Raw genomic sequence first — 23,718 nt, forward strand, 5'->3', positions numbered from 1 at the left:
CCTGACCCCGCTTCCGTTCGCGCTCCGTCGCGCTGTGTCGTCCCGCTTTCTCGTCCGTGCTTCTCGGTCCGCGCTTCCTTGCCGGCGCTTCCTTTTACGCGGTGATGGCGTCGGTGCCGTCAGGGTTCCCCGTTCGCGACAGTCGTGTTCGAGCGTCCCGCACGGAGCGTGATGGGGGAAGGGGGGCTTCCTCCCCAGGATCACCCTCGGTTGCCCTGAGCGTTACCAGGGGGACGCGTGAGGCGGGCGTGGAGAGAGCGTGCCGAGGCGTCGGTGAGGGCCGCGATCTGGTCGACGACGGCCCGCATGCGGGCGGTGTCGTCCTCGGCGGCGTCGAACAGCGAACGGAACTGCGGATCAAGGCCGTCGGGGGCGCGGGCGAGCAGCGCCTCGCCCAGTTCGGCGATGACGACGCGCTGGTCGGCGCGGAGGGCCTCCTGGTCGGGGCGCTGCATGACGTACCGGTCGGCGACGGCTTTCAAAACGGCGCATTCCAGCCGTGTTTCGTCCGGAACCACCAGCTGCGCCCCGTAGCGGGTGAGCCGTCCGGTGCCCCATGCGGACCTGGTGGCGGCCTCGGCGGCCAGACAGAAGCGGCCGATCAGCTGGCTGGTGGCGTCCTTGAGGCGGGCCTGGGCGAGCGCGGAGCCGTCGTAGCCGTGCGGCCACCACTCCTGGTCCAGGAGGCGGTCCAGGGCGGCGGCCAGCTCCGCGGGATCGGCGCCGGGGGCGTAGCGCACGGCGGCGACCGCGAAGATCTCGGCGCGTTCGGCGTCGGCGAGCAGGAGGTTGGGGTCGAGATGCCCGGCGTGCAGCCCGTCCTCGACGTCGTGCACCGAGTACGCCACATCGTCCGACCAGTCCATGACCTGCGCCTCGAAGCTGCGCGCCGCGGGGGGCGCGCCCTGCCGGAACCAGTCGAAGACCGGCAGGTCGTCCGCGTAGACGCCGAATTTCGGGGAGGCGGGGTCGGTGGGGTGCGCGCCGCGCGGCCAGGGGTATTTGGTGGCGGCGTCCAGGGTGGCGCGGGTGAGGTTGAGGCCGACGCTGACGGCCGTGCCGTCCGGGGCGGGCACGAAGCGTTTGGGTTCGAGGCGGGCCAGCAGGCGCAGCGACTGGGCGTTGCCCTCGAAGCCGCCGCAGGGTGCGGCCACTTGGTTGAGCGCCTGCTCGCCGTTGTGCCCGAAGGGCGGGTGGCCGAGATCGTGCGCCAGGCAGGCGGCCTCGACGAGGTCCGGGTCGCAGCCGAGGGCGGCGCCCAGTTCGCGGCCGACCTGGGCGCATTCCAGGGAGTGGGTGAGCCGGGTGCGGGGGCTGGCGTCCCAGACGTGAGTCTGCGTTCCGGGGGTGACGACCTGGGTCTTGCCGGCCAGGCGGCGCAGCGCGGCGGAGTGCAGGACCCGGGCCCGGTCACGTTGGAAGGCGGTGCGCCCGGGGCGTTTGTCGGGCTCGGCGACCCAGCGTTCGGCGTCCGCCTCGGTGTAGCCCAGGGTGCCGGGGGCCTGGCCGGTTGTCGATGGTGTGCCCGTCATACAGCGACGGTAGCCGCCTTGGTGCCGTGCGGGTCGGATCCGGTACGCGCCAGGAGCGCCTGGTCGTAACGGTGGAGTACGAGGCGGGCCAGGGCGGGGTGGTCGCCGAGGGGCGCGGCGGCGGTGTGGGGGGCGTGTGCGGCGCACTGGGTGGCGAAGCGGCCGGGGGCGGTGAAGCAGGCGGCGACGGCTATCCGGTCGTGGCCGCGGGCGGTGAGCAGCCGGACGGCTTCGGGGACGGTGGGGGTGGCGGCGGAGGCATGGGCGGGAAGTACGGGGATGCCGCCGAGGCGGGCCGAGAGGAGGCGGCCGATGCGGGCGGTGTCCTCGGTGGAGCGGGCCGCCCGGGAACCGGCCGAGGCCAGGACGACGGCGGTGCGGTGGCGGGCGGGCGCCTGGGGGAAGCCGGCCTCCAGGAGGCGGCCGTGCAGCGCCTCCGCCAGGAGGGGGTGCGGGCCCAGCGGCGCGGCGATCCGGCCGTCGAGGTGCGGCGCGGCCGCCAGGGCGGCGGGCAGGTCGTGGGTGACGTGGTGGCCGTGGCCGAACAGCAGCGGTACGAGGACGGCCGCGCCGCGCAGTTCGTCGAGGGTGTCGGCGAGCAGCGGCCGGTCCAGCTCGATATGGCCGAGGCGTACGGGCAGGCCGGGGCGGAGCGCGCGGATCCGGTCGAGCAGTGCGCGGACGGTGGGCAGGGCGCGCGGGTCGCGGCTGCCGTGGGCGACGGCGACCAGGGTGGGGGCGGTGTCACCGGGGGCGGGCCCGGGGCGTGGCGGGCGCCGGAAGCCGTGCAGCCGGACCCGGCCGAGCTGGCTGGTCAGCTGGGCGGTGATCTCGATGGCGAGGCCGGCCGGCCCCAGGGGCGCGGCGCCGCGGTCCCCGCCGTTCCGGGGGACGGGGGCGTCGTCGCGCGGGGCCCGGCCGGTGGGAGCGGCCGGCGGGGCGGGCTGGTGCGCTGTCGGCTCCGTCATGGCGGGAGCGTGGCAGCCGGTCGTTGCGGTTCCGTTTCCCCGTGGCGACATCCGTGTGGCGTTCCGCCGACCGGGCCCGGGGCGGGCGGGTGCGCCCCGCGCCCGTCCGCTCCTAGTGCGCCTCGATCTCCTTCAGATAGGCCGCCCGCGTCTCCTCGTCCAGGAACGAGGCCTTGAACGAGTTACGGGCGAGGGTGCGCAGCGTCGCGTCGTCGAGGCCGAGGGCGTCGCGCAGCGCGGTGTAGTTGTCGTGTGCGTAGCCGCCGAAGTAGGCCGGGTCGTCGGAGTTGACGGTGACCAGGAGGCCGGCGTCCAGCATGGCGGGGAGGGGGTGGTCGGCGAGGTCGTCGACGACGCGGAGCCGGACGTTGGAGAGGGGGCAGACGGTGAGCGGGATCCGGTCCGCCACCAGGCGGGCCACCAGCCGTTCGTCCTCCAGGGAGCGCACCCCGTGGTCGATGCGGTCCACGCCGAGGACGTCCAGCGCCTCCCACACGTACGCGGGCGGCCCCTCCTCCCCCGCGTGGGCCACGCACTTGAGCCCGGCCTCCCGGGCCAGCGCGTAGACCTCCTTGAACTTCGACGGCGGGTGCCCGACCTCGGCCGAGTCCAGTCCGACGGCGGTGATCCGGTCGAGGTAGGGGCGGGCCGCCTCGAAGGTCTCCAGGGCCGATTCGGCGCTCTCGTCGCGCAGGAAGCACATGATGAGCCGGGTGGTGATGCCGTAGGTCTCCGGGGCGGCGTCCAGTGCCCGGGACAGGCCGCGGACGACGGTGCCGATCGGGATGCCGCGGGCGGTGTGCGCCTGCGGGTCGAAGAAGATCTCGGCGTGCCGTACGCCCTGCTCCTTGGCGCGCGCGAGGTAGGCGTGGGTGAGGTCCGCGAAGTCGTCCTCGGTGCGCAGTACGGCCATCAGCGCGTAGTAGAGGTCGAGGAAGGACTGCAGGTCTTCGAAGGAGTAGGCGCGGCGCAGTTCGTCCTGGGTGGCGTACGGGAGGGTGACGCCGTTGCGTTCGGCGAGCGCGAAGGCCAGCTCGGGTTCCAGGGTGCCTTCGATGTGGAGGTGCAGTTCCGCCTTGGGCAGCGGGGCCCCGGGGGCGGATGCGGCGGACGAGGAGGGAGAGGGCGAAGGAGGCACGCGGGTCACACCTGTTCTGCGGCTTGGGAGGGATCATCCAGGTTAGCGGGGGCCCGATCGGGGGCACCCGGCCGCCGGGACCGCTCCGCCGCCGAGGCGCTCGGCCAGCAGCCGCCCTCGATCAGCGTCCCGCCGGCGCGCAGCCGTGCGGCGAGAGGTTCGGCCGCCAGATAGACCCAGGCCCGTTCGGTCCGGCCGTCGGAGCACACGGCCTCGGTGACCACGCGCTCGTAGACGTTCTCCGGGTCGCCGGGGGCGTAGTCCTCCAGCCGGTCCAGGACCGCGCACACCTCGTCGTAGTCGGCGTCGCGGGGCCGGATCAGGGTGCCGTGGACGATCGCGTCCGCCGGCCCGGCTGTGGCGTACGGGTATCCGGGGCCGTCGTACAGCAGGGCGCCGGCGATCCGGGCCGTCTCCTCGGTGGCGGTGCGGCCGCGCAGCGTCCAGCCGTAGTTGGCCTCGCCGGGGCGCAGCGTTCCGTAGACGAAGAACGGCAGCCGCCGGGGCTCGATGGTCATGGGCGTCGGTCCTCTCCAGGGCTGCCGGATGCCGTCTGAGCTGTGGCGTTGCGCTTCTCCTGCCACGATGCCAGGTCGCCGCTGCAACCAACACCGGCCACCGCGCGTCGCAGCTTGCGACATTGATCACCATCGACCACGACCGATCACAAAAGGGAACGGGGAGACGGATGCGAGGACGGCTGCCGGGGCTCGCACGGCGGATACGCGAGGGCGCGGGCCGCATCCGGCCGCCGCGGACCCGGCAAGGGTGGCGCCGCACCTATCAGGCCGTCGTGGCGCTGACGGTGCTGGCGCTGGCTCCCGCGACGTGGATGAACGCGATGGCCGGTCCCCGGGTCCGTACGGTCGCCGAGGCGCCGTCCGCGCCGGTCGCCGTGGTCTTCGGCGCGGGCCTGTGGAACGGCGAGCCGTCGCCGTACCTCGCCCACCGCCTGGACGCGGCGGTCGACCTCTACTCCCGCGGCACGGTCCGCGCCATCCTGGTGACCGGCGACAACAGCACCCACGACTACGACGAGCCGGACGCGATGCGCGGCTATCTGGTGCGGCACGGCGTCCCGGCCCGGAAGATCGTCAGCGATTACGCGGGCTTCGACACCTGGGACTCCTGCAGCCGCGCGCACCGGATCTTCGGTGTGAACCGGGCGGTGCTGGTCAGCCAGGGCTTTCACATCCGGCGGGCGCTGGCGCTGTGCGAGGCGGCCGGGATCGACGCGTATGGGGTCGGGGTCGCCGCCAAGCACGATGTGACCTGGGCCTATGGCGGCGTACGGGAGATCTTCGCGGCGGGGAAGGCGGCGGCGGACGCGGTGCTGCGGCCCGATCCGCGGTTCCTGGGGCCGCGGGAGAAGGGGGTGGCGGAGGCGCTCCGTTAGGGCGCTTCCGACGGATCTCCGCGGCGTCGCTCCTTCTCCACGGAGATCCGTCGGAAGCACCCAGGGCCTGTCCGGTGGATCAGGGCCCGGCCGCCTCCGCCCCCCTTGTCAGCTCTCCTGGATGGCGCGGGCGTACAGGTCGAAGACGGCCGCGTCGAAATACGGGCTGTAGGAGGTGCGGTCGCTGTGCGGGCCGGTCGGACCGCCGCCGTTGAGGCCGCCGATCAGGCCGACGACCTGGCCGGTGCGGGTGCGCTCGTCGAAGTGCGTCAGCCAGGGGCTGCCCGAGGTACCGCCGTAGAAGCCGCCGCAGTCCATGCGCAGTTGGCGGGTACCGGTCAGCCGGGTGGTGCGGGTGTCGCAGCGTACGGCGCGGTCCTGCGGGTCGTTGCGGACGCTGGGGTAGCCGATGACGGTGACGCGGTTGGTGTAACCGGGCGTGGCGGTGAGGGTGTTGCCCCCGGTGACCGATTCGAGCGTGCGGCCCCGGCCGTCCGGTGCGACGGTGGCGAAGGCGAAGTCGAGGTCGGCGCCGTCCCCGGTGGTGCCGCGGTCGGCGTAGTCGAAGGTCTCGCCGATCGCCCAGATGCCGTAGGGCTGGGTGGCCGCGCCGGAACGGTACTGCGGGACGAAGGCGGAGCGTGGGCCCGGGTTGCAGTGACCCGCGGTGAGGATCAGATTGCCGCGCGGGCTCTGCACCACGCTCGCGGTGCAGTGGTGCGTTTTCGCGTCCTTGTCGACGGTGAACAGCACGCCGACGGACGGGACGCCGCCGAAGTGGCGTGCGGCGGGGGCGACTCGGGACGCGGCCGGGGGCCCGGTGGTGGCCCCGGTGGGCGGTACGGGCGCGTGCCGGGGCCGGGTTCCGCCGGGTGCGTGCGCTATGGCGGCGGCCATCCGTTCGGGCGTCCAGTAGGCGGCCGCGTCCTTGCTGGTCCAGGTGGTGCGGTCGGTACCGCCGGAGTCGTCATCGAGCACGCCGTCGACCACGCCGTCGGTCAGCCCGGCGGCCACCGCCACGCCGCCGACCGGCGCCGTCGCCAGGCCCAGCGTGACGCCGAGCACCACGGCCGCCGTCCTCCCCCATCGCTGCCCCATCAGTTCGTCTCCTTCGCGATCCAGGCCAGGTAGCCGGCGCCGCCCCGGGTGACCGGGGTGGCGATGATCTCGGGCGTCTCGTAGTCGTGCGCGTCGAGGAGGTAGGCCTCCAGCGCCTCGTACCGCGCGGCCGCCGTCTTGAACAGCACCTGCCATTCCTGGCTGGTCTCGACGGCGCTCTCCCACCGGAACACCGAGGTCACCGGCGCACTGATCTGCGCACAGGCCGCGAGCCGGCCCTCGATCGCGCCGCGCGCCAGCCGCTCGGCCTTGCGCTCGCTGTCGGTGGTCGTCATGACGGTCAGGAAACGAGCCGACTGCCCGCCCGGATCGGACAGTTCGGCTGGCTGCAACAGCTCGGGGTCGGCCACGGGTGCGCATCCTTCGCGGTGGGGAACAGGGCGGATCTCGGTCGACGGCGTACGGGGTGATCGCCTCGCAATCGTACGGACCGTGATCATCGCCGCGGCCGTGACGGGCCGCCCCTGGCGGGCATGCACCCGGACGCCCCGTTTCGCCGTGATCGCCCCGCCCCATACGGGAACGCCCCGGTTGCGGCAACCCGAGCAGCGGCAACGATGGAAGGGGAGCCCCGCCACCGGCTCACACGGAAAGGCCCGCGCCATGAACGACCTGTACACCCTCGCCCGTGACCAGCTCGACGACGCCAGGGCCTCCGCGCACGGCCGCAGCGCCCATCTCTTTCTGCACGACGGCCCGCTGCGGCAGACCGTGATCGCACTGATCGCGGGGGCCTCGCTGGACGAGCACAATGCGCCGCCGGCGGCCAGCCTCCAGGTACTCAAGGGACGGGTCCGGCTGGTCGGGCCGCACGGCAGCGAGGAACTGAAGGCCGGTCAGGTCATCGCGATCGCGCACGAGCGGCACGGGCTACGAGCCCTGGAGGACTCGGTGGTGCTGCTGACGGCCGTGATGGCGGTACCGACGCGGGCCCGCGGCGAGGCCGCGGTGGCGGCGGCCCGCGGCTGAATCCGTGCGACCAACATTTCCCCACTTCCCACTCTTCACATTTTTCTGAAACTTCCGTAGTCTCTACGGCATGACCAGTCCGACCAGCCCCAGCGTCTCCGGCACCCCGAGCACCCCGAGCACCCCGAGCACCCCGCAGGCGAAGGTGCGGCTGACCGAGGAGAAGGAAACCCTCCTCGCCACGCTCTACGGCCGCGCGGTCGACAGCCGGGCGAAGAAGCCGATCCTCGGGGACACCACGGCCGCCGACACCGTGCGGAAGCTGGACTACGACTTCACGAAGCTGCGCATGGGGGCCGGGGATGCGGCCGGAGTGGCGCTGCGGGCCCGGCAGTTGGACGTCTGGACGGCGGGGTTCCTCGACGCGCACGAGGAGGCCACGGTGGTCCACCTGGGCTGCGGCCTCGACACCCGCGTCCACCGCCTCGACCCCGGCCCCGGGGTGCGGTGGTACGACATCGACTACCCCGAGGTCATCGCGCTGCGCAAGCGGCTGTACCCGGAGCGCGCGGGCTGCACCATGATCCCCTCGTCCGTCACCGACCCCGCATGGACCGCGCAGCTGCCCTCGGACCGGCCCGCGATCATCGTCGCCGAGGGGCTGCTGATGTATCTGACCGAGGAGGACGGCACGGCCCTGCTGCGGCGGCTGATGGCGCACGTACCGAGCGGGGAGCTGGCCTTCGACGCCTTCAGCCGGTTCGCCATCCGCACCCAGCGCCTCAACCGCGTCGTCGCGAACGCCGGGGCGACGCTGCACTGGGGAACGGACGCCGCGGGGATAGCGGCGCTGAGCCCGACGGTGGAGATCGTCGAGAACATCAGCGCCCTGGAGATTCCCGGCATGGAGAAGCTGCCGACGGCCTACCGGGTGGCGGCGCGGGCGACCTCATGGGTGCCCGGCGTGCGGGACATGGCCCGCATGTACCACTGCCGGTTCTGAACCGCCCGTCGCCGCCGGGCCGCCCGGGGGGCCGCCGCCGTCAGCGGGCCAGCCACTGGTCGTAGGCCAGCTTGCACAGCAGCGCGATGACCACGACCACCAGCACACCCCGGACGAAACCGGCGCCGCGCTTGAGGGCCATCCGGGCCCCCACCAGGCCGCCGACGAGGTTGAACGCCGCGAACAGCGCGCCCAGTTGCCACAGCACGGTGCCCTGTATCGCGAACATCGTCAGCGCGCCGACGTTGGTGCAGACATTGACGATCTTGGACGTGGCGGAGGAGGTGACCAGGTCCATGTGCAGCATGGCGGCGAGGGCGACGACCAGAAAGGCGCCCGTGCCGGGCCCGATCAGACCGTCGTAGAAGCCGATGCCCAGCCCCGCGACGAGGATCGCGGCCACCATCCGCCGCCGGGTGACCGGCTCCGAGGGCGCGGGGGCGGTCCCGAAGGTCGGCCGGAAGAGGACGAACGCCAGCACCGCGAGGAGTACGGCCATGATCAGCGGCCGCAGCACCGCACTGTTGATCCCCGCCGCGAAGAACGCCCCGCCCAGCGATCCGGCGGCCGCGGCGAGCCCGATCCGCAGCGCCGTGCGGAGATCGATCGGCGCCTTGCGGACGTAGGTGACGGCGGCCGCGGTGGTGCCGACGATGGCCGTGGACTTGTTGGTGCCCAGGACGTAGGCGGCGGGCGTGTGCGGCAGGCCGACCAACAGGGCGGGCAGGAAGAGGAGTCCGCCGCCGCCCACCACGGCGTCGATCCAGCCGGCGGCGAGGGCGGCGACGCAGAGCAGGCTCAGCGTGAGCAGTGATATGTCAGGGGGCACCGGTTGATCTTACGAAGGGCCGGCCGAGGGCGGCGGGGCATTCGGCGCATCCCGCGCCGGGTGTGCGACGGCCCGGGGTGCGGCCGGACGGAGCCGGGCGGGGGTCACGGCGCGGCCTGCGGTTCGGTGGCGGTGCGGCCCGCCGGGGTCCGGTCCGGGGCGGGCGGGCCGGCGGGGGTCACCGTCAGGGTGAGCAGCGTGGCGGTGAGGGCGCTCACGCCCGCCAGGCAGGCGGCGAGCCGGCGGCGGGCCCGGAGGGTGGCGGCGGGGACGGCCTGCGGTCTGCGATGTCTGGCCATGGGGTCCAAGTCCTGGAGGGGGAGAGGGCGGTTCAGAAGGTGAAGCGCTCCGTGTGGATGCGGGAGGCCGGGACGCCCGCCCGTTCCAGTGCGGTGCTCGCGGCCTCGGTCATGCCGGGCGGGCCGCACAGATACACATCGTGCTCGGGCAGGTCGGGGACGAGGTTGCGCAGGGCGCGGGGGGCCAGGGGGTCGAAGGGGGCGTCGGAGGGGCCGAGCAGGTAGTGCAGGGCGGCGCCGCGGGCGGCGGCGATGGCTTCGAGCTCGTCGCGCAGCACCAACTGGGCGGCGCTGCCCGCCCGGTAGAGGAGGGTGAGGTCACCGGGGTCGCCGGGGAGGGTTTCGAAGAGGGCGCGCATCGGGGTGATGCCGACGCCGCCGGCGAGGAGCAGGACCTTGCGGCGGGTGCGCCGGTGGGCGGTCATGGCGCCGAACGGTCCGGTGGCCAGCACCCGTACGCCGGGGCGCAGTCGGCGGATCCGGCGGGTGTGGTCGCCGCACGCCTTGACGGTGATCCGGAGGGAGTCGTTCCGAGGTGGGGCGGAGAGCGAGAAGGGCAGGGACGTACGCCACAGGCGGCGGTCCAGGAAGCGCCAGCGGAAGAACTGCCCCGGCTCCGCCCGCAACGCGTCCAGGGCCAGGCCCTGCATCACCACCGAGATGACGCCCGGCCCCTCCGAGCGGACCTCGATGACGCGGAGGCTGTGCCGCAGGGCCTGGCGCACCGGAACGATCAGCCGGTACCAGATCAGCAGGACGCCGACGGTGGTGTGCAGCATCGTCCACAGCCAGCCGGCGAGCGGCCCGGCCAGGTCGGGGCCGGCGAGCTGGTGGGCGAAGGCGAGGGCGGCACCGAGGTAGGTCAGCAGGTGCAGGGCGCGCCAGGTCTCGTGGCGGACGCGGCGGCGCACGGCGCGGGCGGAGGAGACGCCCACGGCGGCCAGCAGGGCCGTACCGGCGACGGCCGCGGCCAGGGCCGGGTAGCCCAGCAGGCCGCGCGCGGCGGTCAGCAGATCGGTGCCGGTGGCGGCGGTGGCGGCGCACAGCGCGAAGGCGGCGTGGGCCAGGCACAGGGTGAGGACGTAGCGGCCGCCGAGGGCGTGCCGGCGGGCCAGCCGGTCGGCGCCGACACCGTGTTCGAGGGCCGGGACGCGGGCCATCAGCAGCAGCATGACGAGGACGCCGTACGCCGCGAGCAGTCCGCTCAGGTGCGCGGCGGTGGCGAAGAGCGCGTCGAGGCGGAGGGAGGGAGCGGCCTGCGCCAGCCAGAGCGCGACAACCGTCCCGGCGCCCGCGGCCAGCCCGCTGCGCAGGGCCCGCGGCGAGGTCCGCAGGGGAGGCGCCGGGATGCGCGGGGCCCTCGCGGGACGGGGCGGTACGGCCTGCGGGGTGAGCCGCACGTAGAGGGGATGCGGGGGCGGGGTGTCGGGCCGGCTGGTCACGCGCCGAAAATACGGCCGCGCGTGGCATCGAAACAGCAGGTCAGGCCGTAATTCCCGATCCTTAAGGCGGCCTTGAGGAACGGCTGAAGGCGCGTTAAGAACGGCCGTCCGGCAACCTTCTCCGTGGCGGGCTGGTCCTCGTTCGCCCCCGCGGTCGAGAATGGAGGGCTCCCCGCCTAAGGAGCCCGTATGAACCTTCGCGACGATGCCCGCGCCCTCTCCGACGACCTGGTACGGATGCGGCGTTCGCTGCACCGCACCCCCGAGCTCGGCCTCGACCTGCCCCGTACCCAGGAGGCGGTGCTGGCCGGACTGGACGGCCTGCCGCTGGAGATCCGCACCGGCGACGCGCTCAGCTCGGTGACGGCGGTGCTGCGCGGCGGGCGGCCCGGCCCGGCCGTGCTGCTGCGCGGCGACATGGACGCGCTGCCGGTCGCCGAGCGCACCGGGCTGGACTTCGCCGCCGACGACGGCCGGATGCACGCCTGCGGCCACGATCTGCACACCACCATGCTCACCGGCGCCGCCAAGCTGCTCTCGGCGCACCGCGACCGGCTGGCGGGCGATGTGCTGTTCATGTTCCAGCCTGGCGAGGAGGGCTACGACGGCGCGCGGCACATGCTGGCCGAGGGGCTGCTGGATGCGGCGGGGCGGCGGCCGATCGCGGCGTATGCGCTCCATGTGCTGTCGGCCGGGCTGCCCAGCGGGGTCTTCCGTACCCGCGGCGGGCCGGCGATGGCCGCGTCCAATGTGCTGCGGGTGACGGTGCGCGGCGAGGGCGGGCACGGCTCGATGCCGTACCGCGCCAAGGACCCGGTGCAGGCGGCGTGTGCGATGGTGACCGCGCTCCAGGCGTGGATCACCCGTACCTTCGACGTCTTCGACCCGGTGGTCCTGACCGTGGGCACCTTCCAGGCCGGCACCCGGGCGAACGTCATCCCGGAGACCGCGGTCTTCGAGGCGACCGTGCGCAGCTTCTCGGACGCCGCCCAGGCGCGGGTGAAGGACGGCTCGGTGGAGGTGTGCCGGGGGATCGCGGCGGCGTACGGGGTGGGCGTGGACGCGGAGTTCGCCGAGCTGTATCCGGTGACCGTCAACGACCACGGCGAGGCGGACTTCGTGGCGGACGTGGTCCGCGAGGCGCTGGGCGAGGAGCGTTTCGCGCCGCAGTTGCAGCCGCTGCCGGGCTCGGAGGACTTCTCCCGTGTACTGGCCGACGTCCCCGGCGCGATGACGTTTCTCGGCGCGCCGCCGGCCGGCGCCGACCACGAGCGCAGCCCCAACAACCACTCCCCGCTCGCCGAGTTCGACGATGCGGTGCTGGCGGACGGGGCGGCGGTGTACGCGGAGCTGGCGGTGCGGCGGCTGGCGGCGGCCGAGCCTTCCGGGGCCGCCGGCTGACAGGGCCGAAGGGGGTGGGTTCCGGGCCGGATGCGTTCGCGGCGGCCATGGGACCGGCGCGTCGCTGACTGGTTGTCAGATAGTTCTGATTAGCATTTCGTCACTGAACGAAGTTGATCTGTTACAGATCGCATCCGCTCGATCCATCGGAGATGAAATGCGCAAGCTTCGCAAGGCTGCCGCCGTGGCCGCCGTCCTCGGCACCGTCGGTCTCTTCGGCGCCGGCACCGCCTACGCCGACGGCGGCATGTACGGCGGCGGGAAAGGCGGCGACACGTGGCAGGTCAAGTCGGGCAGCTCGTGCCGTTCGCACGACCTGAACGTCGACGTCCTCGGCGAGGTCGGGGTCGCGAACGGCCTGGGCGGCAACCTGCTCAACGGCGAGGGCAACGCGGGTGCGCAGGCGACCCCGGTCGGCTCGAGCCTGGGCTGCACCAACAGCGTCGGCAACGGCAACGGCAAGTAGCCGCAACGAGCCCCGGCGTCCGGGCCGCAGGCCGGACACCGGGGCCCTCGGGCGACTCTTAGAAGGTTCTTAGTCCCGGTCACTATCCAGGACGCATGACATCCAAGATCACCCGAGCGGTCGCCGCCGCCCTCGCGCTGACCGCCACCGGCCTGGGCCTCGCCGCCTGCGACAGCGCAGCCGCCGGGTCGCTCCGGGGCAGCCGTCTCGAACTCCCCGTCACCGGCGGCACGGCCGTCGTCGACACCGCGTCCCTCGCGGTGACCGCAACCACCGGTGACGGGCGGCGCACGGTGCTGTCGGAGGCGGCCGGGGGCGGGCTGGGCAAGCCCGGTCCGGTGACCCGTACGGCCGACGGGGCGCGGTGGAGCTATCCCGCCAAGGGGCTCGAGGTGACGGCCCGTTCGGAGCGCGGCCGGCTGCGGATCGCGCTGCGGTCGGACCGCGACGGATCCGTCAGCTGGCCGGTCACCGGCACCGACCGAACCGCCTCCGCCGTCCAGCTGCCGCGCGGCGAGGGCCTGGACATCCCCGTACGGGACGCCTTCTGGAACTCGGCGCGGGGCGGCCTGGCCGGCAGCACCGTGGACGTGGGCGCCGATCTGGCCCTGCCGCTGTGGGGCTACTCCCTGGGCGGCTCCGGCCGCGGCGTCAGCTACCTCACCCCCACCGACATCGGGACGTCGCTGCGCTTCGCCTCCACCGGCGGCCGCCTGCGGGCCACCGCCGCGCACGCCTTCTCCGCCGGCGAGGGCACCCGCGACTACGACGTCTCCTTCGCCCTCACCGACGGCAGCCCGACCGCCCCCGCCGCCGACTACCGCTCCTACCTCGCCCAGCACGGGCAGCTCGGCAGCCTGCGCGAGAAGATCCGGCGGAACCCGGCCAACGGCCGGCTGCTCGGCGCCTTCCACGCGTATGTGTGGGGCGAGGCCCGGACCGCCTCGGGCATCGACCGGCTGAAGAAGCTGGGCGTGGACCGGATGTGGCTCGGTTACGACGCGGGCCCCCACCCGATGGACGCCCGGTCCGTGCGGGCCGCGAAGAAGGCGGGCTATCTGGTCGGGCCCTACGACTCCTTCGCCAACGGGCAGGACCCCAAGTCGGCCGACAGCCCCACCTCGGCCTGGCCGGACCGCGTCTATCCCGACTTCTGTATACGGAAGGCGGACGGCACCCCGGAGACCGGGTTCGGCGGCCGTGGCTGCTATCTCAGCTCGCGCGCCTTCGAGAAGGCCGAGCCGGGCAAGCACTATCTGGCCGACCGCACCCGCAGCATGGTCGCCAACGGCGCGGACAGCTACTTCCTCGACGTGGACGCGACCGGCGAGGTGTTCCGCGATCACGGCAAGGGCCACGAGATGACCCGGAAGGGCGACCGCGAGATGCGCCTCGCCCGGATGCGGCGGCTGGCCCAGAACCTCGTCCTGGGCTCGGAGTCCGCCCAGCCCTGGGCCAACCAGGTGCTGGCCTTCGACCACGGCTCGGGCACCCCGGTGGCCGACGGGCTGTGGAAGCTGGAGCGCGACAGGCAGAAGTGGGGCGGCTACTACCCCGAGAACGCCCCGAAGATCTTCTTCCGGCCGGTCCGGCTGCCCGCCGACCTGGCCACCGCGATGTACGACCCGAAGTACCGCGTGCCGCTCTACGAGACCGCGCTGCACGGCTCGCTCGTCAACGCGGAGCGCTGGGAGCTGTCGTACGACAAGCTGCCGCAGCAGAAGACCACCCGCGCGCTGCTCGCGATGCTCTACAACACCCCGCTCAACTACGTCCTCGACGGCCCGGCGATCGGGCAGCACGGGCCGGAACTGGCCGCGCTGCAGCGGTACTTCTCCCCGCTGCACCGCGCCGCGGGCACCGAGCGGATGACGTCCTTCCGGTGGCTCACCGACGACCGCACCGTACAGCGCACGGTCTTCGGCGACGGCACGCTGACCGTCACCGCCAACTTCGGCAGCACGGCCCACGACGGGCTGCCGGGCGGCTGCGTCGACGCGAAGCTCCGTACGGACGCGCATCCGCGGCGGCTGTGCCCGGCACGGCTCGACGGGTGACGGGCGCCGGGCGGCCGGGGGATGCCTGCGCGCCGCCTCACACGGCGGCCGGCCCGCCACTGAGGGCAGCGTTCCGCCGGGGAAACAACGGGGATGCGGGCGGGTAACAGCGGGACCGCAGGCTGAGGGACATGACCTCGGCACTGCGTGTGGTGGTGACCGGCGGCGGGCCGCTCGACGTGTCGGCGGCCCGCGCGCCGGTCGGCGGCATCCTCCCCGGCGAACTCGGTGCCGCGGGCGCGCCCGCCCGTTTCCGGGAGGGCCACGAACGGCTCCCCGCTGCCCCGCCGCTCCATCCGCCCACCACCGACGGAGGCTTTTGAACATGGCCGTAGCCGCCAGCACTGCCGACACCGGCACCGCCCGCCCCACCATCGTCCTCATCGGGCACGGCATGGTCGGCCAGCGCTTCCTGGAGGAGCTCGCCGACCGGGGCGTCACCGAGCGGACCCGGGTGGTCGTGCTCTGCGAGGAGCCCCGGCCGGCCTACGACCGCGTCCGGCTGACCTCGTACTTCGCCGGCCGGACGCCGGACGACCTGAGCCTGACCGCCCCGGACTTCATGGCCCGGCACGGCATCGAACTGCACCTGGGCGACCCGGCCACCGCCGTCGACCGCGCCGCCCGCACGGTCACCGCCCGCTCCGGCCTGACCGTCGGCTACGACACGCTGGTGCTGGCCACCGGCTCGTACCCGTTCGTCCCGCCGGTGCCCGGCAAGGACGGCGCGGGCTGCTTCGTCTACCGCACCATCGAGGATCTGCTGGCCATCGAGGAGTACGCCAGGAACGCCGCCACCGGTGTGGTCGTCGGCGGCGGACTGCTCGGCCTGGAGGCGGCCGGCGCCCTCAAGGGCCTCGGACTGCGCACCCACATCGTGGAGTTCAACGCCCGGCTGATGGCCCTCCAGGTGGACGAGGGCGGCGGCGGCGCGCTGCGCCGTACCGTCGAGGGGATGGGCCTGGAGGTGCACACCGGCGTCGGCGGCAAGGAGATCGTCACGGACGGCGGATCGGTCACCGCCATGGAACTGTCCGACGGCTCCCGCATCGACACCGACCTCGTCGTCTTCTCGGCCGGGGTCCGCCCCCGCGACCAGCTCGCCCGGGACTGCGGTCTGACGGTCGGTGAGCGCGGCGGCATCGTCATCGACGAGCAGTGCCGCACCAGCGACCCCGCGATCCATGCGATCGGCGAATGCGCGCTGGCGAGCGACGGCCGGGTCTACGGCCTGGTGGCGCCCGGCTACGACATGGCCCGTACGGCCGCCGACACGATCGCCGGGCGGGCGGGCAGCTTCACCGGCGCCGACCTCTCCACCAAGCTCAAGCTGCTCGGCGTGGACGTGGCGTCCTTCGGCGACGCGCACGGCACCACCGAGGGCTGCCTGGACGTCGTCTACGCCGACTCCCGCAGCGGCGTCTACAAGAAGCTGGTGATCGGCCAGGAGGGCGAGCTGCTGGGCGGCGTGCTGGTCGGCGACGCAGAGGCGTACGGCATGCTGCGGCCGCTGACCGGCAGCGTCCCCCCGGTCGCGCCCGAGCAACTGGTGCTGCCCACCGGGGTCGGCGCCCCGGCCGCCCTGGGCCCCGCCGCGCTCCCCGACGACGCGGTGATCTGCAACTGCCACAACGTCACCAAGGGCGCGATCCGCGGCGCGGTCACCGAGCACTCCTGCGGCACGGTGCCCGAGGTCAAGAAGTGCACCAAGGCCGGCACCGGCTGCGGCTCCTGCGTCAAGGCGCTGACCACCCTGGTCAACGACGAGCTGGAGGCGAGCGGCGTCAGCGTCGACAAGGGCCTGTGCGGCTGCTTCCCGCACTCCCGCGCCGAGCTCTACGAGATCGTCCGGACCCTGCGGCTCACGTCGTACGCGGAACTGCTGGCCTCGCACGGCCGCCCGGAGGCGCGCACCGGCGACGGCTGCGAGATCTGCAAGCCCACCATCGGCTCCATCATCGCCTCCCTCGCGCCGTCCGTCGGCGCCGGCGGCTACATCCTGGACGGCGAACAGGCCGCCCTCCAGGACACCAACGACCATTTCCTGGCCAACCTCCAGCGCAACGGCTCGTACTCGATCGTGCCGCGCATCCCCGGCGGCGAGATCACCCCGGAGAAGCTGATCGTGATCGGCGAGGTGGCCCGCGACTTCGGCCTCTACACCAAGATCACCGGAGGCCAGCGGATCGACCTGTTCGGCGCCCGGGTCGACCAACTGCCGCTCATCTGGACCCGGCTGGTGGATGCCGGCTTCGAATCCGGGCACGCGTACGGCAAGGCGCTGCGCACCGTGAAGTCCTGCGTCGGCCGGACCTGGTGCCGCTACGGCGTCCAGGACTCGGTCCGGATGGCCATCGATCTGGAGCTGCGCTACCGGGGGCTGCGCTCCCCGCACAAGCTCAAGTCCGCGGTCTCCGGTTGCGCGCGGGAATGCGCGGAGGCACGCGGCAAGGACTTCGGCGTCATCGCCACCTCCAACGGCTGGAACCTGTACGTCGGCGGCAACGGCGGCGCGGACCCCCGGCACGCGGATCTGCTGGCCCAGGACCTGAGCGATGCCGAACTGATCCGGCTGATCGACCGGTTCCTGATGTTCTACATCCGCACCGCCGACCGCCTGGAGCGCACCTCCGCCTGGCTGGAGCGGATCGAGGGCGGCCTCGACCACGTACGCGACGTCGTCGTGCACGACTCCCTCGGCCTGTGCGAGGAGCTGGAGGCGCTGATGGCCGCCCATGTCTCCCACTACCGCGACGAATGGGCCGAGACCCTCGACGACCCCGAGCGGCTGGCCCGCTTCGTCTCCTTCGTCAACGCGCCCGACGCCCCGGACCCGTCGGTCCGCTTCGTGCCGGAGCGCGACCAGGTCAAGCCGGATCTGACGCTGCTGGCCGGCCCGACCCTGCCCGTACGCACCCTGGAAGGGACCTCCGTCTGATGACCACCGCCATCGAGACCGCCGCCGCCCCTGGGACGGCCACCGCCGCCGGGACCGGCGCCGCCGTCGTGACCGCCACCGTCGAGATCCTCGGCCCCGACGGCTGGCTCGCCGTCTGCGCCCTGGACGACCTGACCCCCGGACGCGGCGTCGCCGCCCTGCTCCCCGACGGCGCCCAGGCCGCCCTCTTCGTCGACCGCGGCGGCCGGGCGTACGCCATCGGAAACCAGGACCCGTTCACCGGCGCCCAGGTCCTCTCCCGGGGCCTGACGGGCTCCGCCGCGGACCGTCCGTTCGTGGCATCGCCGCTGCTCAAGCAGCGTTTCGATCTCGCTACGGGGGACTGTCTGGACGACCCGTCGGTGTCCGTACCGGCGTACCGGGTGCGGATCCGGGGCGCGGTCGCCGCCTGACCCCGCCCCGTTCGCGCAACCTACGGGTTGCACCTCCCGACGCTACGTGCAACCATCGGGTAGCACGTAAGAACGGACGACGAGCGGCGGGAGGCCCCCTCATGACCACCGACACCCATCAGGACAGCGGCGACAACCAGGACCGCATCGAGCGGGAGATCAGCATCGCGGCACCCGTGGAGCGCGTCTGGGCGGTGCTGACCGAGCCCGAGCACGTCGGCTCGTGGTTCGGACAGGGCGAGCCGACCCCGGTCGATCTGCGGCCGGGCGGCATCATGCACCTCGACCACGGCGAGTACGGCCAGTTCCCGACGGTGATCGTCAAGGTGGACCCGCCGCACCACTTCTCCTACCGCTGGGCCAGCGCCCACCCCGGGGACGTGGCGACCGAGCGCAACTCCACCCTCGTCGAATTCACCCTCACCCCGGAGGGCAACGGCACCCGCCTGCGCGTGGTGGAGACCGGGTTCGCGGCGCTGACCATCCCCGAGGAGCGCAGGCGGACCGCCTCGTACGAGAGCCACTCCGAGGGCTGGTCCGGGCAGGTCAAGAACATCCAGCAGTACGCGGAGCGGCTCGCGGCATGAGCCAGGACGCGGAGGCGGGCGCCGGCCGGGGTCCCGGCGCACCCGCGGACACCGTGGCGGAGGTGCTGTCCGCGCTGGCGGACCCGACCCGCCGCCGGATACTCGACGCCCTCGCCGACCGCGGCGAGGCGACCGCCACGGCCCTGGCGGCACAGCTGCCGGTCAGCCGCCAGGCCATCGTCAAACACCTGGGGATCCTGGACCGGGCCGGCCTGGTCGCCGGCCGCCGGGAGGGCCGCGAGTCGCGCTACCGGGTCGTACCGGAGCGGCTCGGGGTCACCGCCCGGTGGATGGACCGGGTCGCCGCCGACTGGGACTCCCGACTGTCGGCCATCAAGCGCCTGGCGGAAGGCGGATGACCACCGGCCCGGCCAGGGCACGCGGCCCCGGCCGGGCGACGGCGCGCACCCCCCGGGGCGTACGCTGATGCTCCCCTACCGAGGAGTACGGCGTGACCCGGTGGAACACCAGCCATATCCCCGACCAGACCGGCCGCTCGGTGGTGGTCACGGGCGCCAACAGCGGCATCGGCTACGTCACCGCGCGCGAACTGGCGCGGCACGGCGCCCGCGTGGTGCTGGCCTGCCGCAACGAGGCGCGCGGCGCCGCGGCGTTGGAGCGGCTGCGCACCGAAGTCCCCACCGCCGAGGCCGAGTTCCGCCCGCTGGACCTGGCCGACCTGTCCTCCGTACGGGACTTCGCGACCGGCCTCGACACCTTCGACGGCGACCGCCTCGACCTGCTCATCAACAACGCGGGCGTGATGGCGCTGCCGTACCGCACCACCGCCGACGGCTTCGAGATGCAGTTCGGCACCAACCACCTCGGCCACTTCGCGCTGACCGGCCTGCTGCTGCCCAAGCTCCTCGCCACCCCGGGCGCGCGCGTCGTCACCGTTTCGAGCATGCTGCACGCCCTCGCCGGGATCGACCTCGCCGCTCTCACCGACGGCACGGGGCCCACCGCCCCGTCCGGACCCGACAGCGAACGCTCCTACCGCCCTTGGATCGCCTACGCCCGTTCCAAGAGCGCCAATCTCCTCTTCACCCGCGAGCTGTCCCGCCGGCTGGCGGCGGCCGGCTCGGGGGTCGTCGCGGCCGCCTCGCACCCTGGCTACGCCGCCACCAATCTGCAGACCGCGGGCGCCCGGATGGCGGGCCGCTCCACCGCGGAGCGGGTCATCGAACTGGGCAACCGCATCATCGCCCAGCCCGCGGACGGCGGCGCCCTCGGCACGCTCTGCGCCGCCACCGCGCCCCATATGCGCCCGGATTCCTTCGTCGGGCCGAAGAGCGGGCTGCGGGGCGCACCGGCGCCGTCCTTCCGGGCGCCGTGGACGACGAAGGACGCGGTCGGCGAACGGCTGTGGGCCGCCTCCGAGGAATGCACCGGCGTGCGGTACGCGTTCGAGGGGCGCGGGACGTCAGTCCACTCGTAGGCCCGACGCCTCGAACACCCCCCGCGCCCCCTCCCCGTCGATCCGGTCACCGAGCGCCTGGAGCGGCACGGCGCCGCAGCGGAGCAGCCCGCGGGCGCGGGAGCGGCGTACGCCCTGGTCCAGGTGGTGCCACAGGAGGGGGTTCGCGGTGAGGACCTCGGGGTCGAGCTCGACCCGGCCGCCGAGGGCGTCGCGGAGCACCAACCGCGGTGCCGTCCCGGCGCTGTGGCGGACGAGGACCAGCAGATCGGTCCGTACCCGGCGGGTGCTCACCAGGCCGCGCGAGGCCAGCACGCCGTCGCCGTACGTCACCCGTGGCGGGTGGAGGACCGCGAAGAGCACCGTCGCGACGGCCACCCAGCACAGCAGGCGTGCCGGGGTGAGGCTCCCGTTGGCGAGATCGACGGACACCATGAGGACGAGCGGACCGGCCGTGCACCAGAGCGCGGCGCGCAGCTCGGGCGCCCAGGTCCGGTCCTGGACCGACGGCCGGCGGTCCCGGGCCACCGGTCGGCTGCCGCACCCCCGCGGCGGGGGTATTCCCTGGCCTCTTCGCCGTCGCATGGCGAGGACGTTAGGACCGCGCGGCCCGGGCGCCGCGGACGTTGATACGGCGCTGACACGGCGGCCGGGAGCCTTGACGTACCCCTGACACGCCTCTGCGGTGCGTCGGACGTGCCGGTCGGTATCCGGCGCGCGGCCGGCCGACGCCCCGGCGCACACCCCGGGCGCGGGAACCGGCTTCCGCGCGTCAGGATTCCGTGAAAATCACCCCCTCACCCGCCAAGGGCACGCTAGGGCGGCGAGCGCACGGCGACCGCACCCCACACGCTGTGCTGGATCAGCGCCACACAGCACAGCCCAGTGCGGTACGGAGGTACGAACAACAATGTCGACGGTTTCCCAGCCCGACAGCCGGCCCGAAGAACCGCCGGATACCGCAGCCGAGACCGGGACGAGGGGCAGGCGGCTCGTGGACGCCGCGGACCGGCCGGCCCCCACCGCCACCGGCCCCGGCACTGCCGACCCCGACTCCCGCCACCGGCTCACCGCCCTCCAGGGCCTGGCCGCCCTCTCGCTCGACGCCATGGCGTCCGTCGCGTACGGCCCCGAGTCGATCGTGCTGGTCCTGGCGGCAGCGGGCGGCTACGGCCTCGGGTTCACCCTCCCCGTCACGCTGGCCATCGCCGCCCTCCTCGCCGTACTGGTCGCCTCGTACCGCCAGGTGATCGCCGCCTTCCCCAATGGCGGCGGCTCCTACGCGGTCGCCAGGACCCACCTCGGCCGCCGCACCGCCCTGGTGGCAGCCGCCTCCCTCATCCTCGACTACGTCCTGAACGTCGCCGTCTCCGTGACCGCGGGCGTAGCGGCCCTGACCTCGGCCTTCCCCGGCCTCTACGGCGACCGCCTGTGGATCTGCCTCGCCGTCCTGGTCCTGATCACCGCCATCAACCTGCGCGGCATCGTCGACTCGGCGAAGGCCTTCATCCTCCCCACGGCCGTCTTCATCGCATCCATCCTCAGCATGGTCGTCGTCGGTCTCTTCCGCGACGCCCCGGCCTCCACCGTCACCGCCGACGGCCACGCCTCCGTCCTGGCGCACAACGCGACCGCCGTCGGCGCCCTGCTCCTCCTCAAGGCGTTCGCCTCCGGCTGCTCGGCGCTGACCGGCGTGGAGGCGGTCGCCAACGCGGTGCCCTCCTTCCGCGCACCGGCCGCCAAGCGCGCCCAGCGCACCGAGGTGGCCCTCGGCGCCCTGCTCGGCATCATGCTGATCGGCCTGTCCGTCCTGATCGGCCGCTTCCACCTCCAGCCGGTCGAGGGCGTCACCGTCCTCGCCCAGCTCGCGGACGCCTCCCTCGGACACAACTGGGCCTTCTACGTCGTCCAGTTCGCCACGATGGTCCTTCTCGCCCTGGCGGCGAACACCTCCTTCGGCGGCCTGCCCGTCCTGATGAGCCTGCTCGCCCGGGACAACTACCTCCCCCATGTCTTCGGCTTGAAGGCGGACCGGCAGGTCCACCGCCACGGCGTCCTGGCCCTCTCGGCCGTGGCGGCGGCCCTCCTCGCCTTCTCCGGCGGCGACGTCAACACCCTCGTCCCCCTCTTCGCCATCGGGGTCTTCGTCGGGTTCACCATCTGCCAGGTGGGCATGGTCCGGCACTGGCGCCGCGAGCGCTCCTCCGGCTGGCAGGCCAAGGCCGCCCTGAACGGCTTCGGCGCCGTCCTCACGGGCGTCTCGGCCGTCATCGTCACCGCCACCAAATTCACCGAGGGCGCCTGGCTGATCGTCGTCGCCCTGCCCCTTCTCGTCCTCGCCTTCGAGGCCGTCCACCGCGCCTACGGCCGGATCGGCGAGCGGCTGGGCCTGGGCCGCGTTCCCGAACCGCCCCGCGCCGCCCGCTCCCTCGTCGTCGTCCCCGTGTCCCACCTCTCCCTCCTGACCTCCGAGGCCCTGAACGCCGCGGTGTCCCTGGGCGACGAGGTGGTGGCGGTCACCGTCACCCACGGCGACCCCGAGGACCGCCCGGCCACCGAGGCCCTGCGCCGCGACTGGGAACTGTGGAACCCCGGCGTGGAACTCCTCGAACTCCCCTCCACCACCCGCTCCGTCGGCCGCCCCATAGCCGAGTACGTACGCGACCTGCCCCACCATCAGCCCGGCACCCGGGTCACCGTCCTCATCCCCGAGGCCGAACCCGCCCACCTGTGGCAGCGCCTGCTCCAGAACCAGCGCGGCGCGGTCGTCGCGCATGCGGTACGGCGGGACACCGACGCGGTGATCTGCCGCCTGCGGTTCCGGCTCGCGCCGTAGCCGGCCGGTACGCGCCACAGCGGCCGGTACGCGCCACAGCGGGCGGTACGTGCCGTAATGGTCGGTACGCGCCGTAACGGTCCGGTGTCAGTGGCAGCACCTACCGTGAACGCATGAGCCCGAATCCGCCCCTGAGCTACGCCGACCACTGCACCGAAATCGCCCACCAGGCCGAGCTCCTGGCGTCCTCCCTCACCGACGCCACGGAGCCGGCCATCGCCAAGGCCCTCGCCGCCTCCGTCCCCTCCTGCCCGGACTGGAACCTCGCCCAGCTGCTACGGCACCTGGGCGAGACCCACCGCTGGGTCGAGGAGATCGTCCGCACCCGAGCAGCGGAACCCCCGCCCGACACCGCCCTCCGCGTCCTCCCCCGCGACACCGCGGTCACGCCCCCCGAACTCGCCGCCTGGCTCACCGAAGGCGCCCAACGGCTTGCCGACACCCTCCGCGCCGCCGGCCCCGACGCCCGCATCTGGACCCCGCTGCCCTCGGGATCCCCCCGCTTCTTCGCCCGCCGCATGGCCCACGAGACGGTCGTCCACCGCGCCGACGCGTCCCTGACCCTCGGCGAGGACTTCACCGTCGACCCACGCGTCGCCCTCGACGCCCTCGACGAATGGATGGAACTGGGCTCCCTCCCCGAGATGTTCGACCACCACCCCGAGCGCCGCGCCCTCCTCGGCCCCGGCCGCACCCTCCACTTCCACGCCTCCGACACCCCACCCGAAGCCGCCGCCGACTGGCTCGTCGACCTCACCGGCGATGCCCTCGCCTGGCACCGCTCCCCCGGACCGGCCACCGTCTCGGTCAGCGCACCCCTGACTGACCTCCTGCTGCTGGTCTACGGGCGGCGACCGGCCGACACCGCCACCTTCGACATCCAGGGGGACACGGACCTGCTCGACTTCTGGCTGGCGGAGATGATCTTCGCGTGAGCGGGCAACCGCCAGAAGATCCGCCGGATCCGA

Annotated in this window: 24 protein-coding genes; 14 read left to right on the forward strand and 10 right to left on the reverse strand. The window is 73.5% G+C overall.

The features are described 5' to 3' along the window. Positions 1–200: 200 nt before the first annotated feature. The 4 genes from ACIGWZ_RS05690 to ACIGWZ_RS05705 all read right to left on the reverse strand — a co-directional run bounded on the left by ACIGWZ_RS05690 (position 201) and on the right by ACIGWZ_RS05705 (position 4,156). Entirely contained in the window at positions 201–1,532 is a 1,332-nt protein-coding gene (locus ACIGWZ_RS05690; RefSeq protein ID WP_400061170.1) for a deoxyguanosinetriphosphate triphosphohydrolase, read from the reverse strand. Next, entirely contained in the window at positions 1,529–2,500 is a 972-nt protein-coding gene (locus ACIGWZ_RS05695) for a sirohydrochlorin chelatase (protein WP_400061172.1), read from the reverse strand. The genes ACIGWZ_RS05690 and ACIGWZ_RS05695 overlap by 4 nt, the downstream gene beginning before the upstream one ends. A 112-nt stretch (positions 2,501–2,612) precedes the next feature. Beyond that, positions 2,613–3,638 (reverse strand): adenosine deaminase, encoded by a 1,026-nt coding sequence (locus tag ACIGWZ_RS05700; protein ID WP_400061174.1) that lies wholly within the window; start codon positions 3,636–3,638, stop codon positions 2,613–2,615. A gap of 5 nt (positions 3,639–3,643) precedes the next feature. After that, positions 3,644–4,156: a gamma-glutamylcyclotransferase family protein gene (locus ACIGWZ_RS05705; protein ID WP_400061176.1), complete on the reverse strand. Its 513-nt coding sequence runs from the start codon at positions 4,154–4,156 to the stop codon at positions 3,644–3,646. A 170-nt stretch (positions 4,157–4,326) separates the two neighbouring features. On the opposite strand from ACIGWZ_RS05705, the gene ACIGWZ_RS05710 reads away from it, so the two are divergent. Beyond that, complete coding sequence (locus tag ACIGWZ_RS05710) at positions 4,327–5,034, forward strand: vancomycin high temperature exclusion protein (protein WP_400061178.1); 708 nt, start codon at positions 4,327–4,329, stop codon at positions 5,032–5,034. A gap of 108 nt (positions 5,035–5,142) precedes the next feature. Here ACIGWZ_RS05710 and ACIGWZ_RS05715 read toward each other — a convergent pair whose 3' ends face one another. Together ACIGWZ_RS05715 and cutA are read right to left on the reverse strand one after the other, a co-directional pair. Further along, a complete protein-coding gene (locus ACIGWZ_RS05715; RefSeq protein WP_400061180.1) occupies positions 5,143–6,132 on the reverse strand; it encodes a trypsin-like serine peptidase in 990 nt (329 codons plus the stop codon). Then, the gene (gene cutA, locus ACIGWZ_RS05720) at positions 6,132–6,503 is read right to left on the reverse strand and encodes a divalent-cation tolerance protein CutA (RefSeq protein ID WP_400061182.1); all 372 of its coding nucleotides are present in this window, start codon (positions 6,501–6,503) and stop codon (positions 6,132–6,134) included. The genes ACIGWZ_RS05715 and cutA overlap by 1 nt, the downstream gene beginning before the upstream one ends. A gap of 253 nt (positions 6,504–6,756) precedes the next feature. On the opposite strand from cutA, the gene ACIGWZ_RS05725 reads away from it, so the two are divergent. Both ACIGWZ_RS05725 and ACIGWZ_RS05730 read left to right on the forward strand, forming a co-directional pair. Further along, the gene (locus tag ACIGWZ_RS05725) at positions 6,757–7,122 is read left to right on the forward strand and encodes a cupin (RefSeq protein ID WP_400061184.1); all 366 of its coding nucleotides are present in this window, start codon (positions 6,757–6,759) and stop codon (positions 7,120–7,122) included. 70 nt (positions 7,123–7,192) lie between these two features. After that, positions 7,193–8,065 (forward strand): class I SAM-dependent methyltransferase, encoded by an 873-nt coding sequence (locus tag ACIGWZ_RS05730; RefSeq protein WP_400061186.1) that lies wholly within the window; start codon positions 7,193–7,195, stop codon positions 8,063–8,065. Between the two features lie 40 nt (positions 8,066–8,105). On the opposite strand, the gene ACIGWZ_RS05735 is transcribed toward ACIGWZ_RS05730, so the two are convergent. The 3 genes from ACIGWZ_RS05735 to ACIGWZ_RS05745 form a co-directional block, all read right to left on the reverse strand. After that, positions 8,106–8,894 carry a sulfite exporter TauE/SafE family protein gene (locus tag ACIGWZ_RS05735; RefSeq protein ID WP_400061187.1) on the reverse strand — a complete coding sequence of 263 codons (789 nt, stop codon included), beginning with the start codon at positions 8,892–8,894 and terminating at the stop codon, positions 8,106–8,108. 104 nt (positions 8,895–8,998) lie between these two features. Continuing rightward, a complete protein-coding gene (locus tag ACIGWZ_RS05740) occupies positions 8,999–9,193 on the reverse strand; it encodes a hypothetical protein (protein WP_400061189.1) in 195 nt (64 codons plus the stop codon). A 32-nt stretch (positions 9,194–9,225) separates the two neighbouring features. Beyond that, the gene (locus ACIGWZ_RS05745; RefSeq protein WP_400061191.1) at positions 9,226–10,635 is read right to left on the reverse strand and encodes a ferric reductase-like transmembrane domain-containing protein; all 1,410 of its coding nucleotides are present in this window, start codon (positions 10,633–10,635) and stop codon (positions 9,226–9,228) included. A 189-nt stretch (positions 10,636–10,824) separates the two neighbouring features. Here ACIGWZ_RS05745 and ACIGWZ_RS05750 point away from each other — a divergent pair, with 189 nt between their 5' ends. The 9 genes from ACIGWZ_RS05750 to ACIGWZ_RS05790 all read left to right on the forward strand — a co-directional run bounded on the left by ACIGWZ_RS05750 (position 10,825) and on the right by ACIGWZ_RS05790 (position 19,935). Next, a complete protein-coding gene (locus ACIGWZ_RS05750; RefSeq protein ID WP_400061193.1) occupies positions 10,825–12,036 on the forward strand; it encodes a M20 family metallopeptidase in 1,212 nt (403 codons plus the stop codon). A gap of 157 nt (positions 12,037–12,193) precedes the next feature. Beyond that, a complete protein-coding gene (locus ACIGWZ_RS05755; protein ID WP_400061195.1) occupies positions 12,194–12,502 on the forward strand; it encodes a hypothetical protein in 309 nt (102 codons plus the stop codon). 95 nt (positions 12,503–12,597) lie between these two features. Further along, positions 12,598–14,559 (forward strand): glycoside hydrolase, encoded by a 1,962-nt coding sequence (locus ACIGWZ_RS05760; RefSeq protein ID WP_400061197.1) that lies wholly within the window; start codon positions 12,598–12,600, stop codon positions 14,557–14,559. Positions 14,560–14,690: 131 nt separating this feature from the next. Beyond that, positions 14,691–14,882 (forward strand): hypothetical protein, encoded by a 192-nt coding sequence (locus ACIGWZ_RS05765; protein WP_400061199.1) that lies wholly within the window; start codon positions 14,691–14,693, stop codon positions 14,880–14,882. Positions 14,883–14,884: 2 nt separating this feature from the next. Then, complete coding sequence (gene nirB, locus ACIGWZ_RS05770) at positions 14,885–17,497, forward strand: nitrite reductase large subunit NirB (protein WP_400061200.1); 2,613 nt, start codon at positions 14,885–14,887, stop codon at positions 17,495–17,497. Continuing rightward, positions 17,497–17,910: a nitrite reductase small subunit NirD gene (gene nirD / locus ACIGWZ_RS05775; RefSeq protein ID WP_400061201.1), complete on the forward strand. Its 414-nt coding sequence runs from the start codon at positions 17,497–17,499 to the stop codon at positions 17,908–17,910. Before nirB ends, nirD begins: the two co-directional genes overlap by 1 nt. 101 nt (positions 17,911–18,011) lie before the next feature. After that, positions 18,012–18,497, forward strand: coding sequence for an SRPBCC family protein (locus ACIGWZ_RS05780; protein WP_400061203.1), 486 nt, complete (start codon positions 18,012–18,014; stop codon positions 18,495–18,497). Next, positions 18,494–18,856, forward strand: a complete 363-nt coding sequence (locus ACIGWZ_RS05785; RefSeq protein WP_400061205.1) for an ArsR/SmtB family transcription factor — start codon at positions 18,494–18,496, stop codon at positions 18,854–18,856. The genes ACIGWZ_RS05780 and ACIGWZ_RS05785 overlap by 4 nt, the downstream gene beginning before the upstream one ends. 92 nt (positions 18,857–18,948) lie before the next feature. Next, complete coding sequence (locus ACIGWZ_RS05790) at positions 18,949–19,935, forward strand: oxidoreductase (RefSeq protein ID WP_400061207.1); 987 nt, start codon at positions 18,949–18,951, stop codon at positions 19,933–19,935. On the opposite strand, the gene ACIGWZ_RS05795 is transcribed toward ACIGWZ_RS05790, so the two are convergent. Further along, positions 19,921–20,499 carry a hypothetical protein gene (locus tag ACIGWZ_RS05795; protein WP_400061209.1) on the reverse strand — a complete coding sequence of 193 codons (579 nt, stop codon included), beginning with the start codon at positions 20,497–20,499 and terminating at the stop codon, positions 19,921–19,923. The two genes, ACIGWZ_RS05790 and ACIGWZ_RS05795, sit on opposite strands and share 15 nt — an antisense overlap. 325 nt (positions 20,500–20,824) lie before the next feature. Here ACIGWZ_RS05795 and ACIGWZ_RS05800 point away from each other — a divergent pair, with 325 nt between their 5' ends. Both ACIGWZ_RS05800 and ACIGWZ_RS05805 read left to right on the forward strand, forming a co-directional pair. Continuing rightward, complete coding sequence (locus ACIGWZ_RS05800) at positions 20,825–22,750, forward strand: APC family permease (protein ID WP_400061211.1); 1,926 nt, start codon at positions 20,825–20,827, stop codon at positions 22,748–22,750. 113 nt (positions 22,751–22,863) lie between these two features. Then, complete coding sequence (locus ACIGWZ_RS05805; RefSeq protein ID WP_400061212.1) at positions 22,864–23,685, forward strand: maleylpyruvate isomerase family mycothiol-dependent enzyme; 822 nt, start codon at positions 22,864–22,866, stop codon at positions 23,683–23,685. The last annotated feature ends 33 nt before the right edge of the window (positions 23,686–23,718 follow it).

The sequence above is a fragment of the Streptomyces sp. NPDC053427 genome (genome assembly GCF_044544985.1).
Classification (GTDB): domain Bacteria; phylum Actinomycetota; class Actinomycetes; order Streptomycetales; family Streptomycetaceae; genus Streptomyces.

Bases quoted from the DNA above. Each gene is read 5' to 3' on its own strand.
- ACIGWZ_RS05740 (WP_400061189.1), bottom strand. From the start codon at position 9,193: ATGGCCAGACATCGCAGACCGCAGGCCGTCCCCGCCGCCACCCTCCGG.
- nirD (WP_400061201.1), top strand. From the start codon at position 17,497: ATGACCACCGCCATCGAGACCGCCGCCGCCCCTGGGACGGCCACCGCC.
- ACIGWZ_RS05705 (WP_400061176.1), bottom strand. From the start codon at position 4,156: ATGACCATCGAGCCCCGGCGGCTGCCGTTCTTCGTCTACGGAACGCTG.
- ACIGWZ_RS05710 (WP_400061178.1), top strand. From the start codon at position 4,327: ATGCGAGGACGGCTGCCGGGGCTCGCACGGCGGATACGCGAGGGCGCG.
- ACIGWZ_RS05795 (WP_400061209.1), bottom strand. From the start codon at position 20,499: ATGCGACGGCGAAGAGGCCAGGGAATACCCCCGCCGCGGGGGTGCGGC.
- ACIGWZ_RS05725 (WP_400061184.1), top strand. From the start codon at position 6,757: ATGAACGACCTGTACACCCTCGCCCGTGACCAGCTCGACGACGCCAGG.
- ACIGWZ_RS05760 (WP_400061197.1), top strand. From the start codon at position 12,598: ATGACATCCAAGATCACCCGAGCGGTCGCCGCCGCCCTCGCGCTGACC.
- ACIGWZ_RS05800 (WP_400061211.1), top strand. From the start codon at position 20,825: ATGTCGACGGTTTCCCAGCCCGACAGCCGGCCCGAAGAACCGCCGGAT.
- ACIGWZ_RS05690 (WP_400061170.1), bottom strand. From the start codon at position 1,532: ATGACGGGCACACCATCGACAACCGGCCAGGCCCCCGGCACCCTGGGC.
- ACIGWZ_RS05785 (WP_400061205.1), top strand. From the start codon at position 18,494: ATGAGCCAGGACGCGGAGGCGGGCGCCGGCCGGGGTCCCGGCGCACCC.
- ACIGWZ_RS05750 (WP_400061193.1), top strand. From the start codon at position 10,825: ATGAACCTTCGCGACGATGCCCGCGCCCTCTCCGACGACCTGGTACGG.
- ACIGWZ_RS05780 (WP_400061203.1), top strand. From the start codon at position 18,012: ATGACCACCGACACCCATCAGGACAGCGGCGACAACCAGGACCGCATC.
- ACIGWZ_RS05805 (WP_400061212.1), top strand. From the start codon at position 22,864: ATGAGCCCGAATCCGCCCCTGAGCTACGCCGACCACTGCACCGAAATC.
- ACIGWZ_RS05730 (WP_400061186.1), top strand. From the start codon at position 7,193: ATGACCAGTCCGACCAGCCCCAGCGTCTCCGGCACCCCGAGCACCCCG.
- ACIGWZ_RS05695 (WP_400061172.1), bottom strand. From the start codon at position 2,500: ATGACGGAGCCGACAGCGCACCAGCCCGCCCCGCCGGCCGCTCCCACC.
- nirB (WP_400061200.1), top strand. From the start codon at position 14,885: ATGGCCGTAGCCGCCAGCACTGCCGACACCGGCACCGCCCGCCCCACC.
- ACIGWZ_RS05755 (WP_400061195.1), top strand. From the start codon at position 12,194: ATGCGCAAGCTTCGCAAGGCTGCCGCCGTGGCCGCCGTCCTCGGCACC.
- ACIGWZ_RS05765 (WP_400061199.1), top strand. From the start codon at position 14,691: ATGACCTCGGCACTGCGTGTGGTGGTGACCGGCGGCGGGCCGCTCGAC.
- ACIGWZ_RS05715 (WP_400061180.1), bottom strand. From the start codon at position 6,132: ATGGGGCAGCGATGGGGGAGGACGGCGGCCGTGGTGCTCGGCGTCACG.